The following is an 18,269-nucleotide window of genomic DNA, read 5'->3' on the forward strand; positions in this document are numbered from 1 at the left end:
AACTCAAGCGCCGGGTTGCGCGCACGGCAGGGCAACGACCGTTGCAAAACCACCCCCCGGCGTACGGAAGTTGGTCGTCTGCCCGCGGTACAGGCGCGCTGCCGCCAGTTGCACCGCACCTCGATAGGCATAGACCCGCAGGTCCATCTTGAGATCCGTGGCCACGCCTTCCACGGACAGGCGCCGGGCGCTCGGGGGAACGAGCTCCTGTGCGATGTAGTCGCCTGCAAGGATGCTCGCGAACACGCTGCGGGTAAGCTTGTCGCCACGGTAGGCTGCCCGACTGCCGAAGCCCGTCGCGGGCTTGAAGAACAGCTCGCGCCGGTGCTTCCACAATGAATCGGCATCCTCCATCCGCACGCGCACCGTGTGCGGGATTCCTGTCACGAGGGCGCTTCGCGTGGCTGCGTCGATGCCCAGTGACTGCAGGAAACCGTCGTCGCACAACAGCGCCAGATTGCCCTTGTCTGCATACAGCGCATGTGCGCGCGGGTGCGGCGTGATCACGGCAGCCTGCGCATGCCACGCATCCGCAAGGGCGGCCGAGGCGGGCTCGTCGAGGCTGAAGTCGGTGAGCCGGTTATACACGAGGTCCACTTCTTCACCGTCGAGCAGGAGTCGCCCCCCGACAAAGCGCAGAGCGGCCGGATCGCAGATCCACGCCTTCAGCCCGTGACGCTCGAACAGTCGCTGGAACAGCAGAAATTCGGGCAGGAGATATTGGCTCTGCGGATCGCGATCGACGATCGCAACGGTGCGCAGCGGTGCGTCGCCTCGGACGGCGCGCCACTCGGAAGCGAACATCTCCAGGAACGCGCGCTCCGGGTCATCTTCGCCCCGGGACGCCAACGGGGCAACTTCGGCGCAGCATGCGCGCTGCGCACGCGCGAGCGCGACGTTCAGCAATCCGCCGCCGGCATTGGTGTTGATTTCGATGAGCCGTGGGCCGTCCGCCCCGAGATGGAAGTCGAAGCCGAGAAACACTCCGCTCGCCGCGCAATCGATGCGCGCGCTTGCCGGTGCGCATTCCAGCACCGCGGACTGCCAGCCGGGCAAGTTGACGACGCGCTCCACCGCCTCGACGAGTGCAGCCGCCGTGCTGAGATGCCGCTCGGCGACGAACGCCACGGAATCAGCAAAAAGGTGGGGCCGGGTCGCATTGATCGTCGCTAGCAATGCACCATCGCGCGGATCGCGTTCGAGCTCGGCCTTCAAACGGGCATGATCGAGCGAAACGCACTGGCAGCCGCGATTCATGCGTTCGACGATGTCATCGCAGTCGCCCTCTGCGATCGCCTGGATGAGGGGATCTCTTGCCAGTGCCGATGTCGCAGTCATGGGTGTTCCCGGGTCGATAGCAAATCAGGTTCCGGCGGGGGGCGGGAGTTGCTCGAGGAAGGCGACGGCCTCCGTTTCGGCGCGGGTGCGCCGCATCGGCGGCAGGCTCCGCCAGACGATCTTGCCGTACTGCTTGTCGATCATCCGCGGATCGCAGATGCATAGCACGCCGAGGTCGCGCTCGCTGCGAATCAGGCGACCTGCCCCCTGCTTCATGCTGATCACTGCGCGCGGCAACTGGTAGTGCATGAACGGATTGTGCCCGCTCTTCTGGAGATGCTCCACCCGCGCAGCGAGCACGGGGTCGTCCGGCGGCGCGAAGGGAAGCTTGTCGATCACGACCACAGACAGGGCGTCGCCGGGCACATCGACGCCCTCCCAGAAGCTCTGGCTCGCCACAAGCACCGCGTTCCCCTGCCGTCGGAACCGGTCGAGCAGCTCGGAACGCGACCCTTCGCCCTGCAGCAACAGAGGCAATTTTTCTCCCGCGCGTCCGAGGCCGTCCGATATCAACCCGTGAATGCGCTTCATCGCGCGCAGGGACGTGCATAACACGAAGGTTCGCCCGCGCGCGGCGCGAATCAGGGGCAAGGCGACGCGCGCGACGGCCTCGGCGTATTCGGGGTGGTTCGGATCGGGCATCCCGGCCGGCGCATACAGCAGTGCCTGCTTCGCATAGTCGAAGGGGCTCCCCCATACGGCTGTCACCGGCGGCGGATCGATCCAGCTCAGCCCCATCTCGTTGCAGTAATGGGTGAAATTCTGTCCGACAGCCAGCGTGGCCGACGTGAAGATCCAAGCCCGGGGATGACTCTCCAGCTGCCGCCGAAAGACGCCCGAAACATGAAGTGGGGTCGCGTTGAGTGCAGCGGACTGCGGAAACACCTCAACCCAGCGGATGAATTCGCCCGCGTCAGGCGAGCGCCACCGGACAAGGCGCTCGCCGATCTCGGCCGTGCGCCGCAGGCAGTTCGCCAGCCCCTCGCTGCGTTCGGCCTGCGTTTCGAGCACTGCGGCGAATGCATCGATTTCGCCGTTCAGCGCGTCGAGGCTCGTGGCGAACTCCGGCAGCGCCGCGACCTGTGCCGCCGAGAGCCGTGCGGGCTCGCTTCCGAAGGCCAGCCGGAAATCACGCGCCGCCTTTTCGAGCGCGCGCGTGGCGTCGATGAGATCCCGGCAGTCACGCGCACCAGCGAGCGTTTCCGATCGCGTGTCGCGCGCGAGTTCGAGGATCTGGGCCGTCGACACGCTCTCGCCGAAGAACAGGCTGGCAGTCTCGGGAAGCTGATGGGCCTCGTCGAAAATCACCGCGTTGCAGGAAGGCAGCAGCTCCCCCATTCCTTCGTCGCGCAACATCACGTCAGCGAAGAAGAGGTGGTGATTAACGACCACCACGTCCGCATCCATCGCCGCGCGCCGGGCTGCCAGCACGAAACATTCCTTCACATTGGGGCATTCCTGCCCCAGGCAGTTGTCGCGTGTAGAGGTCGCGGCAAACCACGCGGGCGAATCCTCGCGCACTTCGCTGCATTCGGCCTTGTCACCGCTCTGGGTGATCTTGGCGAAGCGCGCGATCGCGCGCAAATCAGCGGCATCCTGTGCAGTGAGGAAACGCCCGTCGCGCGCATTGCGCTCGAGGTGATAGGGGCACACGTAGTTCGCGCGCCCCTTCAGCAGCGCGATCGTGACAGGCACCTTCAGGGCGGCGCGAATGGTCGGAAGGTCGCGATTGAACAACTGGTCCTGCAGCGTCTTCGTCCCGGTGGACAGGATGACCTTTCCACCAGAAAGCAACGCCGGGACAAGATAGGCAAAGGTCTTTCCCGTGCCGGTGCCGGCCTCAGCCACCAGGACACGGTTGTCCCGCAGTGCCTCCGCGATGTGGCGAGCCATCTCGAGCTGCTGCGGTCGAGGGCGAAACGACGGAATCGCCGACTCGAGGGGGCCGTCCGGCGAAAAGGCGGTTTCCAGATCGGTCATCGTTGATCCATGGCTCCCCGATTAGCCGGTCTTGCGCTCAATCTACGCGGTGGCCTTGTGCAAGGTACTCACGGCTACGCATTTCGATGAGCCGGCTTACCGTGCGGACGAATTCATGGGCGTTGTGCCCCTGCGTGTACAGTTCCGCAGCGTCGACCTCAGCGCTGGCGATCAGTTTCACCCGGTGGTCGTACAAAACGTCTACAAGCCAGGTGAAACGCCGCGCCTCCGAGGCGTTTCCCGCGTTCATTCGCGGAATTCCCGACAGGATCAGCGTGTGGTGTTCCCGCGCGATCTCGAGATAATCGTTCTGCGAGCGGGGCCCACCGCAGAGTGTTGCGAAGTCGAACCAGATCACGCCGGTAGCGTGACCGAGAACCGGCAGCCTGCGTTCGAACAAGTCGATCTCGCCTGCCGCCGGCTCGCTTGCCGCCAGACGATAGAAATCCTCGCGCATCTTGCGCTCTGCCGCAGAGTCTGCCGGCACGAGGTAGATTTCCATCTGCTCCAGGGTTCGCAGCCGGTAATCCGTGCCGTGATCGACCTCGAAAACGTCAAAGCGCCGCTTGATCATCTGGATCGTCGGCATGAAGTTGATGCGCTGCAATCCGTTCGGATACAGGCCATCCGGCGGATAATTCGAAGTCATCACGAAGATGACCCCCCGAGCGAACAGCGCATCGAGAAGGCGCCCAAGAATCATCGCATCGGCGATGTCCGACACATGAAATTCGTCGAAGCACAACAGCCGCGTTTCCTTCGCGACACGGTCCGCAACGCGTTGCAAGGGATCCGGCTCGTTGTTGAATTCCTTCAGGTCGTTCTGCACTTCCTGCATGAACGCATGGAAGTGCACCCGCCGCTTGCGCTGATATGGCACCGAATCGTAAAAGCAATCCATCAGGAAGCTTTTTCCGCGCCCCACCCCGCCCCAGAAATACACGCTGCGCGGCATCTCGGGCCGCGCGAAAAGCTTTCGCAGGGTGCTGCGCCGCGCCGCTTTGAATCCCACAAGATCCGAATAAAGCGTCTGCAATCGCTGTGCAGCGATGCGCTGTTCGGGATCCGACTTGTAACCACGAGCAGCGAGTTGGGCCTCGTAGGCCTCGAGCATCCCGTACTGCGGGACATTCAGGACGCGATGGGGCATGGAACCTGCCTGAAACGGTAATTCGAAAAAACGAGGGTGGTCCGGGATTATCCCGCACCACCCCGCGAGCGACCAGTCGGAAAACCGATCAGAAATGCAGCGGACGCTTGTCCACCGCGAGCGCCGCCTCGTGCACCACTTCCGACAGCGTCGGGTGAGCGTGGCAGATGCGCGCCAAGTCTTCCGACGCAGCGCCGAACTCCATCGCGACGACGGCTTCCGAGATCAGTTCGGAGGCATTGGCACCGATGATATGCACACCGAGGATACGGTCGGTCGAGGCGCAGGCCAACATCTTGACGAAGCCCGTGGGGTCGCCGGAGCCGAGCGCACGGCCGTTGGCCATGAACGGAATCTTTCCGGCCCGGTAAGCGACGCCTTCGGCCTTGAGTTGCTGCTCGGTCTTGCCGACCCAGGCGATTTCGGGAGACGTGTAGATCACGCCCGGAACCATGTCCAGGTTGCAGTGGCCGGCCTGCCCCGCGATGACTTCAGCCACCATGACGGCCTCTTCCATCGCCTTGTGCGCGAGCATCGGCCCGCGGACGACGTCGCCAACCGCGTAGACGTTCGGCAGGTTGCTCTTGCAGTGTCCGTCGACGACGATCTGGCCGCGTTCATTCACGTTCAAACCGACTGCAGCAGCGTTCAGACCATCGGTATTCGGAACGCGGCCAACGGACACGATCAGGCGATCGCAATCCAGCTTCGCTTCCTTGCCGTCCTTGTCGGTGTAGGCGATCGACACGCCCTTCTTGGTGACCTTCGTGTCGCCGATGGTCACGCCGGTCTGGATCTGGAGCCCCTGCTTCGCGAAGACTTTCAGCGCTTCCTTGGCCACATCCACGTCGGCGAAGCCCATGAAGTCCGGCAGCGCTTCGAGCACGGTGACTTCCGCGCCCAGGCGACGCCACACCGAACCCATCTCCAGGCCGATCACGCCGGCGCCGATGACGCCCAGCTTCTTCGGCACTGCATCGAAGTCGAGCGCACCGACGTTGTCGCAAACGATCTTGTTATCGACCGGAATGCCGGGCAGATGTCGGGGCTTGGAGCCCGTCGCGATGATGATGTGCTTGGCCTCGACCGTCTCGTTGCCGACCTTGACCACGTAACCGCCCGCACCGGCGCTTTCGAAGCTGCCGTGCCCGGCCAGGAAGGTCACCTTGTTCTTCTTGAACAGGCCCTTGATGCCTTGGGTGAGTTGGTCCACGACCTTGTTCTTGCGGCCGATCATCGTCAGCACGTCGATACTCACGCCACCGCTCACCTTGATGCCCTGGCCTTCGAAAGCGTGTTCCGCCTCTTCGAACAGGTGCGAGGTGTGTAGCAACGCCTTGGAAGGGATGCACCCGACGTTCAGGCAGGTACCGCCAAGACGCGGCTCGCCCTTCGGATCGGCGTACGGATTTGACTCGGCGCACGCCGTCTTGAAACCCAGTTGTGCGGCACGAATCGCCGCCACATACCCGCCCGGCCCGCCGCCGATGACGAGTACGTCGAATTGCTTGTCAGCCATCATTCACTCCGGAAAAAGGAAAAGCGTGGTGCCACGCCGGACGCACCGGTCCGACGGGGCACCACGCACTATGTCGATTACACGTCGAGGATCAGGCGGGCAGGATCTTCCAGCGCTTCCTTCATCGTCACGAGGCCGAGCACAGCTTCACGACCGTCGATGATGCGGTGGTCGTACGACATGGCCAGGTAGTTGATCGGACGGATGACAATCTGGCCGTTTTCGACCACCGGACGGTCCTTGGTCGCATGGATGCCAAGGATGGCCGACTGCGGCGGGTTGATGATCGGCGTCGACAGCATCGAACCGAACACGCCGCCGTTGGAAATGGAGAACGTGCCGCCGGAGAGCTCCTCGAGCGACAGCTTGCCGTCCTTCGCCTTCTGGCCGAACTCGGCGATCTTCTTCTCGATGTCGGCGATCGACATCTGATCAGCATCACGCAGGATGGGCACGACGAGGCCGCGCGGCGAACCGACCGCGATACCGATGTCGATGTAGCCGTGGTAGATGATGTCCGTGCCGTCAACCGACGCATTCAGGACGGGGAACTTCTTCAGGGCAGCAACCGCAGCCTTGACGAAGAAGCCCATGAAGCCGAGACGCACGCCGTGCGCCTTCTCGAACTTGTCGCCGTACTGCTTGCGCAGCGCCATGACCGGAGCCATGTTCACTTCGTTGAACGTCGTCAGGATCGCGTTTTCGTTCTTCGACTGGAGCAGGCGTTCGGCGATGCGCTGGCGCAGGCGGGTCATCGGCACGCGCTCTTCCGGACGATCGCCGGTCAGGGCGAGCGAGGCGGGCGCAGCGGCCGGAACTGCAGCGCGCGGCTGAGCCGCAACCGCATCTTCCTTCGTCACGCGCCCGCCGCGGCCGGAACCCGCGACGTCGGAGCTCGGGATGCCCTTCTCTTCGAGAATTTTGCGCGCAGCCGGGCTGGCCGAAGCCGCCGCAGCGGCTGACGGTGCCGCAGCGGCCGCCGTCGGGGCAGCAGCAGGAGCCGCCGCACCGGCGGCCGCCTTGGCTTCGGTGTCGATCTGGGCGATCAGTTCGCCCGACGTCACATTTTCGCCGTTCGCCTTGACGATCCTGACGAGCACGCCATCGGCCGGAGCCGGGGTCTCGAGGACCACCTTGTCCGTCTCGATGTCGATCAGGTTCTCATCGCGCGACACCGCGTCGCCTTCCTTCTTGTGCCAGGAAACCAGCGTGGCTTCCGAAACCGATTCCGACAGTTGCGGAACTTTCACTTCAATCAGCATGTAGTCTTCTCCCGAAGTTCGAACTTTTGCTTATTAGTTGGGCGATTGTTGCGTCGTGTCCTGGATGGGACCGAATGCGTTTTCCATGATGGCCTTCTGCTGCGCGTTGTGCTTGGCGTAGTAGCCCACCGCCGGCGAGGCCGACGCGGGACGGCTAACGAGCAGCAGTTTGCGCTTGGTGCCCAGCACGTTGACCAGGTGCTGGCGCGAGGCCAACCAGTACCACGCACCCTGATTGCGCGGCTCTTCCTGAACCCAGACGACTTCCTTGGCATTCGGGAACTGGTTGATCGCGGTAGCGAACGCGTCGGTGGGGAACGGGTAGATCTGTTCGATGCGGACAAGCGCCGTATCGATGATCTTGTTTTCGCGACGATGCGCGAGCAGCTCGTAGTAGACCTTGCCCTGGCACAGCACCACGCGCTTGACCTTCTTCGGATCGAGCTTCTCGACCTCGGGGATCACGGTCTGGAAACTGCCCGTGGCCAGTTCGTCGATCGTCGAGATCGCTTCCTTGTGACGCAGCAGCGACTTCGGCGTGACGATGATGAGCGGCTTGCGCAGCTTGCGCAGCATCTGGCGACGCAGCAGGTGGAAGACCTGGGCGGGCGTCGTCGGCACGCAGATCTGCCAGTTGTTCTCGGCGGCGAGACTCATGAAGCGCTCGGGGCGGCACGACGAGTGCTCGGGACCCTGCCCTTCATAGCCGTGCGGGAGCATCATCACGAGGCCGCTCAGGCGGCCCCACTTCGCTTCGCCGGAGCTGATGAACTGGTCGATTACGACCTGCGCACCGTTCACGAAGTCACCGAACTGGGCTTCCCAGACGACCAGTTCGTTCGGCTCGGTCGTCGAGTAGCCGTATTCGAACGCCAGCACCGCCTCTTCCGAGAGCACCGAATCATGGCACTGGAAGCGGGCCTGCCCATCCTGGATCTGATCCAGCGGCTTGTAGATGCCCTCGTCCCAGCGCTCGCGCTTCTGGTCGTGCAGCACGGCGTGACGATGGAAGAAGGTACCGCGACCGACGTCTTCACCAGAGAGCCGCACGGGGAAGCCCTGGGCCAGCAGACTGGCGTAAGCGAGGTTCTCGCCCATGCCCCAATCGAGCGCCTGTTCGCCGCGGGCCATTGCCGCACGGTCGTCGATGATCTTCTTCACGCGCGAGTGCAGCGTGAAGGTCTGCGGAATCGTCGCCAGACGCTCGCCAAGGCGTTTGATTTCGCTGACCGGGATCGCGGTGTCGCATTCGTCGCTGTACGCTTTCTTGAGGAACGGCGTCCAATCCACCGAGAACTGACGATTGTGGCCAGGCAGAACCGGATTCGACAGAAGTTCGCCGCGATCGAGATGCTCGCGATACTCGGCGATCATGCGCTCGGGTTCATCCGCCTGGCACGTTCCCTCGGTCACGAGGCGGTCAGCATACAGCTTGCGGGTGCCCACATGCTTCTGGATGGTGCGATACATCAGCGGCTGCGTCACCATCGGCTCGTCTTGCTCGTTGTGGCCGAGCTTGCGGAAGCAGATGATGTCGACGACCACGTCCTTCTTGAATTCCTGGCGGAATTCGACAGCCAGCTGAGTGGCAAACGCAACAGCTTCGGGATCGTCGCCATTCACGTGGAAGATCGGCGCTTCGACCATCTTGAAGATGTCCGTGCAATACAGCGAGCTGCGGTAGTCGCGCGGGTCCGAGGTTGTGAAGCCGATCTGGTTATTGACGACGATGTGAACGGTGCCGCCGGTGCCGTAGCCGCGGGTCTGCGAGAAGTTCAGCATTTCCTGGTTCACGCCCTGCCCCGCCACGGCAGCGTCACCATGGATCAGGACGGGAATGACCTGTCCCTTCGCCTCGTCCTGGCGACGAACCTGGCGGGCGTACACGGAACCTTCGACCACCGGATTGATGATCTCGAGGTGCGACGGGTTGAACGCCAGCGTGAGGTGCATCGGACCGCCCGACGTCATGACATCGCTGGAGAAACCCATGTGGTACTTCACGTCGCCCGCGGTCAGGTCGGCAGCAGCCTTGCCCTCGAATTCCGAGAACAGCATCGACGGCGACTTGCCTAGGGTATTCACGAGTACGTTCAGACGGCCGCGGTGTGCCATGCCGATGACGACTTCCTGCGCGCCAAGGGAACCGGCAACGTTGATGAGCTCATCCATCGCGACGATCGCCGACTCGCCGCCTTCCAGCGAGAAGCGCTTCTGGCCGACGTACTTCGTGTGCAGATAACGCTCGAGGGTTTCCGCTGCGGTCGTGCGCTCGAGGATGCGTTTCTTCTTCGCAGCATCGTAACGCGGAGTCGCGCGTACGCTCTCGAGGCGCGCCTGGATCCAGCGCTTCTGCGAAATGTCGGAGATGTACATGTATTCCGAGCCCACCGAACCGCAGTAGGTCTGGCGCACCGCTTCGAGAATCTCGCGCAGGGTGGCGTGGTCGGTCGAGAACCCGTGGAACGAACCCGTATTGAAGCTGCGGGACAGGTCCGCCTCGGTGAAGCCGTAGTACGACGGCTCGAGTTCGGCGATGTGAGGCCGCTCGGTCCGACGCAGCGGGTCGAGATTCGCCCAGCGGTTACCCAGGAAACGGTAGGCATTGATGAGCTGAAGCGTGCTCACCTGGCGCTTGTCGTCGCCTTCGGAGACAACGGTGCGCACCGGTCCGCGCTTGGCCATCTCGGCGAATGCCGCGATAACCGGGCCATGCGCCACGTCGCGCAACGCAGCGCCGCTCTGCGACTGAAGGTTGTCGAAATAGGCACGCCACGATTCCGGGACCGATGCCGGATCCGCGAGGTAATTCTCGTAAAGCTCCTCGATGAACGGCGCATTGCTGCCGAACAGGTGAGAAGTCGATCTTTGCTGAATGGTCATTGTTATGCCACCTGTAGTCTTATTGGATTGCTTGGGCTACTCGACGCTCCATACCCGGCGTCTCCGAACAAAAACGGGATGGCCGCGTCGAACGACCATCCCGCGGAGATCATTGCCGGGATTCTCTCCCGCCCTTGAACATCAGTTACGGACGCTGGGTCAGGTCCGGAACGTTGCGACGCGCAGCACCGATGTACAACTGGCGCGGGCGACCGATCTTGTACTCGGGATCAGTGATCATTTCTTCCCACTGGGTGATCCAGCCGACCGTACGAGCCAGCGCGAAGATGCACGTGAACATCGACGTCGGGATGCCCAGCGCCTTCTGGACGATGCCGGAGTAGAAGTCGACGTTCGGGTACAGCTTCTTCTCGACGAAGTACTCGTCTTCCAGCGCGATCCTCTCGAGTTCCTTCGCCAGCTTGAACAGACGGTCGTTCTCGAGACCCAGTTCGCCGAGGACGTCGGCGCAGACCTTGCCCATCAGCTTCGCACGCGGATCGAAATTCTTGTACACACGGTGACCGAAGCCCATCAGCTTGAAGCTGTCGTTCTTGTCCTTGGCGCGCTTGATGTACTCGCCGACGCGCGACACGTCGCCAATCTCTTCCAGCATGTTCAGGCAGGCTTCGTTCGCGCCGCCGTGTGCCGGGCCCCACAGGCAGGCAATACCTGCCGAGATGCAGGCGAACGGGTTTGCGCCCGACGAGCCGGCCAGACGGACCGTCGAGGTGGAGGCGTTCTGCTCGTGGTCGGCGTGCAACGTGAAGATGACGTCGAGCGCACGCACCAGCACCGGGTTCGGCTCGTACTTCTCGCACGGCGTACCGAACATCATGTGCATGAAGTTCGCCGTGTAGTCGAGATCGTTGCGCGGGTACATGAACGGCTGGCCCATGTTGTACTTGTAGGCCATCGCTACGATCGTCGGCAGCTTCGCGATCAGACGGTTGATCGAGATGTTGCGGTGGGCAGCATCCGAGAAATCCATCGCCTCGTGATAGAACGCCGACAGGGCGCCGACCACGCCGACCATGACCGCCATCGGGTGCGCGTCACGACGGAAGCCCGAATAGAACTTCGTCATCTGATCGTGCAGCATCGTGTGGTTCTTGATCGTCGTCTCGAACTCGCCCTTCTGCACGGAGTTCGGCAGCTCGCCGTTCTTCAGGAGATAGGCGACTTCGAGGAAGTTGCATTTCTCGGCCAGTTGCTCGATGGGATAACCCCGATACAGCAGCTCGCCCTTGTCACCATCGATGAAGGTAATCGTGGACTTGCAGCTCGCGGTCGACAGGAACCCGGAGTCGTAGGTGAAGAGACCGGTCTTGGCGCCCAGGGTGCGGATGTCGATGACATCGTTGCCGTGGGTGCCGGTCATCACCGGGAATTCGACGGTCTTGCCATCGACGGTAAGCGTTGCGGTGCGTTCAGTGCTCATAGGTCATCCCTTATGCGTGCCCGTATTAACTACTAGCTCCCTGTGACGACCGTCCTGCTGAGTCAACGCTGACTCAGCAGTCCGATCATCTCCTTCCAGCGGTCGACCTCGCAGGGACTGCTCCCGTTGACCATGGCCCACAGATCATGGTCCTCGCAAAGGAGCAGGTCATCGAGGTCCGCCAACTGACCGTCCGTAAGACGGTCGAAGTCCCTTTCCAGAAAGCGTGCGAAGACGAGGTCGAGCTCCAGGAGAGCTCTACGACATTGCCAGCGCACGCGTCCCCGGTTGATGCTCATACTGCCCGGCTGACCATCATGTCCTTGATCTTGCCGATCGCGCGCGTCGGATTCAGACTCTTGGGACACACGTCGACGCAGTTCATGATGCTGTGGCAACGGAACAGGCGGTACGGATCCTCGAGGTTATCGAGGCGCTCGGTCGTCGCCTCGTCGCGCGTGTCGGCGAGGAAGCGGTACGCCGCGAGCAGGCCCGCCGGTCCGACGAACTTGTCCGGGTTCCACCAGAACGACGGGCAGGACGTCGAGCAGCACGCGCACAGGATGCACTCGTACAGGCCGTTGAGCTCTTCCCGTTCTTCCGGCGACTGCAGGCGCTCGCGTTCGGGCGCCGGCGAATTGTTGACCAGATAGGGCTTGATCGAGTGGTACTGCTTGAAAAACTGGGTCATGTCCACGATCAGGTCGCGGATGACCGGCAGACCCGGCAGCGGACGCAGCACGATCGGTTGGGCCAGCTTGTCGATGTCCGTCAGGCACGCCAGCCCGTTCTTGCCGTTGATGTTCATCGCGTCCGACCCGCACACGCCTTCGCGGCACGAACGGCGGAACGACATCGAATCGTCCTTGGCCTTGAGACGCACGAGCGCATCGAGGAGCTTCTTGTCGGACTCTTCGAGTTCGACGCTGATGTCCTGCATGTAGGGCTTCTCGTCACGATCGGGATCGTAACGGTACATCTTGAAGTGAACAGTACGCTTGCTCATTTAATTATCTCTCCCGCGCTTAGTAGGTGCGCTTGGCGAGCGCGATCGGCTCGACGTCGTGCGACAGCGGCTTCATGGTGACCGGCTTGTAATCGAGGCGATTGCCTTCGCGGTACCACAGTGAGTGCTTGAGCCATTCATTGTCGTTGCGGCCGTTCGGGAATTCCGCCGTGTCCGGCGCGTCGTCGCGCACGTGTGCGCCGCGCGATTCCTTGCGGGCCTCGGCCGAAATCATCGTGGCTTTTGCAACTTCGATCAGGTTGTCGAGCTCCAGCGCCTCCATGCGCGCCGTGTTCCAGACCTTGGATTTGTCCTTGATCTCCGTACGCTTCGAGCGCTCAGCGACGTCCAGAATTGCGGTCACGCCTTCCTTGAGCAGATTGTCGAAGCGGAACACGCCGGCATGCTTCTGCATGGTGCGGCGCATTGCGTTTCCGACTTCGGCGACACTCTCGCCGCCGCTCTGGTTCTCGAGACGGGAAATCCGCGCCAGCGAAGCGCCCGCGGCATCGGCCGGCAGAGGCTTCAGCGACAGGTTGCCGCTCTGGATGTCGTCGACAACGGATTCGCCGGCGGACTTGCCGAACACGAGCAGGTCGAGCAGCGAATTGGTGCCGAGGCGGTTCGCACCATGCACCGAGGCGCATGCACATTCGCCGGCTGCGTAGAAGCCGACGACCGGGGAATTCGGCTCGCCGTCCTTCGGCACGACCACCTGACCCTTGTAGTTCGTCGGGATGCCGCCCATCTGGTAGTGGCAGGTCGGGACGACGGGGATCGGGGCCTTGATCGGATCGACGCCGGCAAACTGGATCGAGATCTCGCGGATGCCGGGCAGACGCTTCATGATCGTCTCGGGCGACAGGTGCGTGATGTCAAGCAGCACGTGATCCTTGTCCGGACCGCAACCACGGCCTTCATTGATTTCGGTGACCATCGAACGGGACACGACGTCGCGCGAAGCCAGATCCTTCAGGTTGGGTGCGTAGCGCTCCATGAAGCGCTCGCCGGCGGCATTACGCAGGATACCGCCTTCGCCACGCACGCCCTCGGTGATCAGCACTCCCGCGCCCGCAACGCCGGTCGGGTGGAATTGCCAGAATTCCATATCCTCGAGCGGGATGCCCGCACGAGCGGCCATACCGACGCCGTCACCGGTATTGATGAACGCGTTGGTCGAACTATGGAAAATACGCCCGGCGCCGCCGGTCGCGAAAATAGTCGCCTTCGCATGGAAGATCGACACTTCGCCGGTTTCGAGCTCGAGCGCGGTTACACCGACGACATCGCCGTCCTGGTCGCGAATCAGATCGAGCGCGATCCACTCGACGAAGAACTGGGTGTTCGCGCGAACGTTGCGCTGGTAAAGCGCGTGCAGCATCGCGTGACCAGTACGGTCCGCCGCTGCACAGGAACGCGACACGGGCGACTGGCCGTAGTTCTGCGAATGACCACCGAACGGACGTTGGTAGATCTTGCCGTTATCGGTGCGATCGAAGGGCATGCCGTAGTGTTCGAGTTCGACGACCACCTCGTTGGCCTTGCGGCACATGAATTCGATGGCATCCTGGTCGCCCAGCCAGTCCGACCCCTTGACGGTGTCGTACATGTGCCAGTGCCAGTTGTCTTCCGTCGAGTTGCCCAGCGATGCGGCAACGCCACCCTGGGCAGCGACGGTATGCGACCGGGTAGGAAAGACCTTGGTCAGCACGGCGGTCTTCAGACCAGCCTCGGAAAGTTGCAGGGCCGCACGCAGACCGGCACCGCCGGCGCCAACGATAACTGCGTCAAAAGTACGCTTAGCGACAGTCACGCTTACAGCCTCCAAAGAATCTGCGCTGCCCACCCGGCGTAGCCGACGAGCAGGAAAACCGTTACAAGATGCAGGGCCAGACGCACGCCGACCGGCTTGATGTAGTCCATGAAGATGTCACGCACCCCGATCCAGGCGTGATAGAAGAGCGCCAGGAAAAACAGGAACGCGAAGAACCGCACGATGCCGTTGCGGAACAGGCCGGACCACGTCTGGTAGGTCATCTCGGGCAGACCGAGCGCAGCCGCTGCGAACAGAACGGTGAAGATCACCATGAACAGCGCGGTTGCGCGCTGCGCAATCCAGTCGCGCAGGCCATAGTGAGCACCGACGACGATACGATTTACCATAGCTTCACCCCAATGATCACGGTCAGCGCAATGCTGACGACCAGCACGATGCGCGAGCTGTTACGGGCAGACTGGAGGTCGATGCCCTTGTGAAGATCGAGCAGAAGGAAGCGAATGCCCGCGCAGAAGTGATGCACGTAGGCCCAGAGCAAGCCCAGCAGGAGAATCTTGACGAGAGGATTGCCGACAACGCTCTTGTACGCTGCAAAGGACTCCGGCGAAGCGAGGCTGCGATCGAGCAGGTACAAGAGGAACGGCAGCATCAGGAACAGCCCCGCACCGCTAACCCGATGAAGAATGGAAACGATACCCGGCAACGGGAGCCGGATTTCGTGCAGGGCCAAGAATTTGGGCCGCTGCTTTCGCGCTATGGCTTCTGACATATTGTTTTACCCCTAGTTTGGCGACGGTTGCCCGACGCGGTTCTCCCAACTTGCAAAGCGCGAGAATTATATACGCGGAACGTAGTCATTCCGCCGCTCCGCGCGCTCAATTCAGTTCATTCAGATAGAAATGCTCGGCGGTGGAATATAGACCGCGCCGCCATTCAACCGGCTTATCGCCATAGGTGTACGTCACCCGCTCAACCGACAGAAGAGGCGTCCCCTCCTGCACGCGCAGCGTCTCGCTCGTCGAGCGGTCGGCCGCGACAGCGCGAATCCGCTCCTGCGCACGAATCATGCGCAACCCGAAGCGAGTTTCGAACAGGCTGTAGAGCGAACCGTTCCAGCTCTGCAGCACCTCGAGGGTCAAGCCCTGGAAAATCTCGCCAGGCAGATAGATCTCGTCGATCACCACGGGCTTTTGCGCAAACCTGAGCAGGCGCCGCACGATGATGATGGGTTCGCCCTGCTCGATGCCGAGCATGCGCGAAGCCTCTTGCCCCGCCTTGGCGCGCCAGCAGTCCATCGGCACGCTCTGGGGATGGGCGAGATCGCCATCCATCGGAACGAGACGCAGGAAACGGAACAGTGCGCGCGGATCGTTATGCGACGCGACGAAGGTGCCTTTGCCCTGCTTGCGCACGAGAAGGTTCTCGGCCGCCATCTCGTCGATGGCCTTGCGAACCGTCCCTTGGGAAACGCTGAATCGCGAGGCGAGCTCCTGCTCGCTCGGAATCACCTGCCCGGGACGCCATTCGCCCGACTCAAGAGCCTGAAGAATCAGGCTTTTGATCTGCCGGTAAAGCGGACTGAAGGTTGGGGATTCCTGTGCCATGGGCGCATTTCATCACAAAATTTTTGAAGCGTCCATTATCGGTCTAGTGTCTTATATAAGACAAGTGACATTCATTGACACGCACCACACTTGCTTCTACCATCTCCCCGCCCCGGAAACCGATTTCCGGTTGTCCAAAGTCGAACGCCGAGCTGCAATCGCGGGCGCAAGATCTAGAATCAAAACCGTCTTCTCTTCAATTCGCTTTAGAGGGAGTACTCAGATGAGCAAAGCCCCCATCCGTGTCGCCGTTACCGGCGCTGCCGGCCAGATCGGATACAGCCTGCTGTTCCGCATTGCCAGCGGCGAAATGCTGGGCAAAGATCAGCCCGTGATCCTGCAACTGCTCGATCTGCCGCAGGCCCAGAAGGCGGTCAAGGGCGTGATGATGGAGCTGGAAGACTGCGCCTTCCCGCTGCTCGCCGGCATGGTTGCGACCGACGATCCGAACGTCGCATTCAAGGATGCTGACTACTGCCTGCTCGTCGGTGCCCGTCCGCGCGGCCCCGGCATGGAACGCGCCGACCTCCTCACCGCGAACGGCGCAATCTTCACCGTTCAGGGTAAGGCGATTGCCGAGAACGCCAAGGAGACCGTCAAGGTTCTCGTCGTCGGCAACCCCTGCAACACCAATGCCTACATTGCCGCTGCCGCTGCCAAGAAGGTCGGCCGCACGAATCCGAACAACTACCACGGCATGCTGCGTCTGGACCATAACCGCGCTCTGTCGCAGCTTGCTGCCAAGACCGGCCGCACGGTGTCGAGCCTGCGGAAGCTGGTCGTGTGGGGCAACCACTCGCCCTCGATGTACGCGGACTATCGCTTCTGCACGTCGAACGGCGACTCCATCAAGGCGCTCGTCAATGACCACGCCTGGAACAACGACGTCTTCCTGCCGACGGTCGGCAAGCGCGGCGCCGCAATCATCGACGCGCGCGGCTTGTCGTCCGCTGCTTCGGCGGCGAACGCAGCGATCGACCACATGCGCGACTGGGCCCTCGGCTCGGACGACTGGGTGACGATGGGCGTTCCGTCCGATGGTTCCTACGGCATTCCGGCCGGCGTCGTGTTCGGCTTCCCCTGCGAGTGCAAGAACGGCGAATTCAAGATCATCCAGGGGCTCGAGATCGACGAGTACTCGCGCGAGAAGATCAACAAGACCCTCGCCGAGCTCGAAGACGAGCGCGCTGCTGTTGCCGACATGCTGAAGTAATCGGCCTGCGCCAGGCTTGAGCAAAAAGCCGCGGCAATGCGCCGCGGCTTTTTTTTGCCCGCGAGTTTCAGCAGAATCGCTCTCTCGACACGTATATGGACAAAGTCATGCAACACCCTGCCGACGTTCTTTTCGCGGGAGAGAAACCCTTCCCGGCCCTGCCCGCCGTCGATCACTATGCCGGCTCTGAGAAACTGATGCAAAAAGCCTTGCAGCTTCAGCAGGAGCTCGGGCCGATCTTCGACGTGACGTGTGACTGCGAGGACGGAGCGCATGCCGGAGCCGAGGCGGAACATGCGGCAATGGCGGCCGGATTGATTGTGTCGGCGGACAATCGTTTCGGACGGGTCGGGGCGCGCATTCACGACATCACCCACAGCCACTGGAAGCAGGATCTAGAAATTCTTGTCGGTCAGGCGGGTCGGCGCATCGCGTTCATCACATTGCCCAAAGTACGCTCCGCGACGGACGCTGCAGAGCAGATTCAGGTGTTGCGCGCGATCGAAAATGCGCACGGAATCGACCAGCCGATCCCCGTGCACGTATTGATCGAGACACATGGCGCGCTGCGCGAAGCATGGGATATCGCCGCGCTCGACAGCGTGGAGTCGCTCGATTTCGGTCTCATGGACTTCGTATCCGGTCACCATGGAGCGATCCCGGGCCACGCGATGACCAGTCCGGGCCAGTTTACGCACCCGCTGGTCGTCCGGGCGAAAGCGGAGATTGCAGCGGCGGCGCTCGGAAACGGTGTCGTCCCGTCTCACAACGTCACCACGGAACTCAAGGATCTCGATTACATCCGCCGGGACGCCGAGCGTGCGCGACGCGAGTTCGGCTATCTGCGCATGTGGAGCATCCACCCGAACCAGGTCCGACCCATCGTCGAGGCAATGCGCCCGGATTTTTCCGAAGTCGAGGCCGCCGTCGAGATTCTCGTCGGCGCCCAAGCCGTAGGTTGGGGACCGACCCAGCACTGTGGAAAGCTCCACGACCGGGCGTCGTATCGCTATTTCTGGGAGTTGCTGTCCCGGGCCAAGGCCACGGGGATGGCAATCGGCGACGAAGCCGAGCAGCGCTTCTTTCGCTGAGGGCG

15 protein-coding genes are annotated in these 18,269 nt (G+C 62.3%); 2 read left to right on the plus strand and 13 right to left on the minus strand.

Features of this window, described 5'->3' with window-relative positions:
• Positions 1–3: 3 nt before the first annotated feature.
• The 13 genes from AzCIB_RS09185 to AzCIB_RS09245 form a co-directional block, all read right to left on the minus strand.
• A complete protein-coding gene (locus tag AzCIB_RS09185; RefSeq protein ID WP_050415617.1) occupies positions 4–1,338 on the minus strand; it encodes a hypothetical protein in 1,335 nt (444 codons plus the stop codon).
• A 24-nt stretch (positions 1,339–1,362) separates the two neighbouring features.
• Positions 1,363–3,318, minus strand: a complete 1,956-nt coding sequence (yoaA, locus tag AzCIB_RS09190; RefSeq protein WP_050415618.1) for a DNA repair helicase YoaA — start codon at positions 3,316–3,318, stop codon at positions 1,363–1,365.
• Between the two features lie 37 nt (positions 3,319–3,355).
• Positions 3,356–4,468, minus strand: a complete 1,113-nt coding sequence (gene zapE / locus AzCIB_RS09195; RefSeq protein ID WP_050415619.1) for a cell division protein ZapE — start codon at positions 4,466–4,468, stop codon at positions 3,356–3,358.
• A gap of 88 nt (positions 4,469–4,556) precedes the next feature.
• Positions 4,557–5,987 carry a dihydrolipoyl dehydrogenase gene (gene lpdA, locus AzCIB_RS09200; protein ID WP_050415620.1) on the minus strand — a complete coding sequence of 477 codons (1,431 nt, stop codon included), beginning with the start codon at positions 5,985–5,987 and terminating at the stop codon, positions 4,557–4,559.
• 77 nt (positions 5,988–6,064) lie between these two features.
• On the minus strand, positions 6,065–7,249 hold the full coding sequence (gene odhB / locus AzCIB_RS09205; protein ID WP_050415621.1) for a 2-oxoglutarate dehydrogenase complex dihydrolipoyllysine-residue succinyltransferase: 1,185 nt from the start codon (positions 7,247–7,249) through the stop codon (positions 6,065–6,067).
• A 33-nt stretch (positions 7,250–7,282) separates the two neighbouring features.
• Positions 7,283–10,132 (minus strand): 2-oxoglutarate dehydrogenase E1 component, encoded by a 2,850-nt coding sequence (locus AzCIB_RS09210; protein WP_050415622.1) that lies wholly within the window; start codon positions 10,130–10,132, stop codon positions 7,283–7,285.
• 145 nt (positions 10,133–10,277) lie between these two features.
• Complete coding sequence (gene gltA / locus AzCIB_RS09215; protein ID WP_050415623.1) at positions 10,278–11,573, minus strand: citrate synthase; 1,296 nt, start codon at positions 11,571–11,573, stop codon at positions 10,278–10,280.
• A 62-nt stretch (positions 11,574–11,635) separates the two neighbouring features.
• Entirely contained in the window at positions 11,636–11,872 is a 237-nt protein-coding gene (locus AzCIB_RS09220; protein WP_050415624.1) for a succinate dehydrogenase assembly factor 2, read from the minus strand.
• A complete protein-coding gene (locus AzCIB_RS09225; protein ID WP_050415625.1) occupies positions 11,869–12,579 on the minus strand; it encodes a succinate dehydrogenase iron-sulfur subunit in 711 nt (236 codons plus the stop codon). Before AzCIB_RS09225 ends, AzCIB_RS09220 begins: the two co-directional genes overlap by 4 nt.
• Positions 12,580–12,598: 19 nt before the next feature.
• On the minus strand, positions 12,599–14,392 hold the full coding sequence (gene sdhA / locus AzCIB_RS09230) for a succinate dehydrogenase flavoprotein subunit (RefSeq protein ID WP_050415626.1): 1,794 nt from the start codon (positions 14,390–14,392) through the stop codon (positions 12,599–12,601).
• Positions 14,393–14,394: 2 nt separating this feature from the next.
• A complete protein-coding gene (gene sdhD, locus AzCIB_RS09235) occupies positions 14,395–14,742 on the minus strand; it encodes a succinate dehydrogenase, hydrophobic membrane anchor protein (protein ID WP_050415627.1) in 348 nt (115 codons plus the stop codon).
• A complete protein-coding gene (gene sdhC, locus AzCIB_RS09240; RefSeq protein ID WP_050415628.1) occupies positions 14,736–15,125 on the minus strand; it encodes a succinate dehydrogenase, cytochrome b556 subunit in 390 nt (129 codons plus the stop codon). The genes sdhD and sdhC overlap by 7 nt, the downstream gene beginning before the upstream one ends.
• A gap of 106 nt (positions 15,126–15,231) precedes the next feature.
• Positions 15,232–15,960, minus strand: coding sequence for a GntR family transcriptional regulator (locus AzCIB_RS09245; RefSeq protein ID WP_050415629.1), 729 nt, complete (start codon positions 15,958–15,960; stop codon positions 15,232–15,234).
• Between the two features lie 223 nt (positions 15,961–16,183).
• Here AzCIB_RS09245 and AzCIB_RS09250 point away from each other — a divergent pair, with 223 nt between their 5' ends.
• Both AzCIB_RS09250 and AzCIB_RS09255 read left to right on the plus strand, forming a co-directional pair.
• Positions 16,184–17,173, plus strand: coding sequence for a malate dehydrogenase (locus AzCIB_RS09250; RefSeq protein WP_050415630.1), 990 nt, complete (start codon positions 16,184–16,186; stop codon positions 17,171–17,173).
• A gap of 95 nt (positions 17,174–17,268) precedes the next feature.
• Positions 17,269–18,264: an HpcH/HpaI aldolase/citrate lyase family protein gene (locus AzCIB_RS09255; RefSeq protein ID WP_157058474.1), complete on the plus strand. Its 996-nt coding sequence runs from the start codon at positions 17,269–17,271 to the stop codon at positions 18,262–18,264.
• The last annotated feature ends 5 nt before the right edge of the window (positions 18,265–18,269 follow it).

The sequence above is a fragment of the Azoarcus sp. CIB genome, from assembly GCF_001190925.1.
GTDB lineage: Bacteria > Pseudomonadota > Gammaproteobacteria > Burkholderiales > Rhodocyclaceae > Aromatoleum.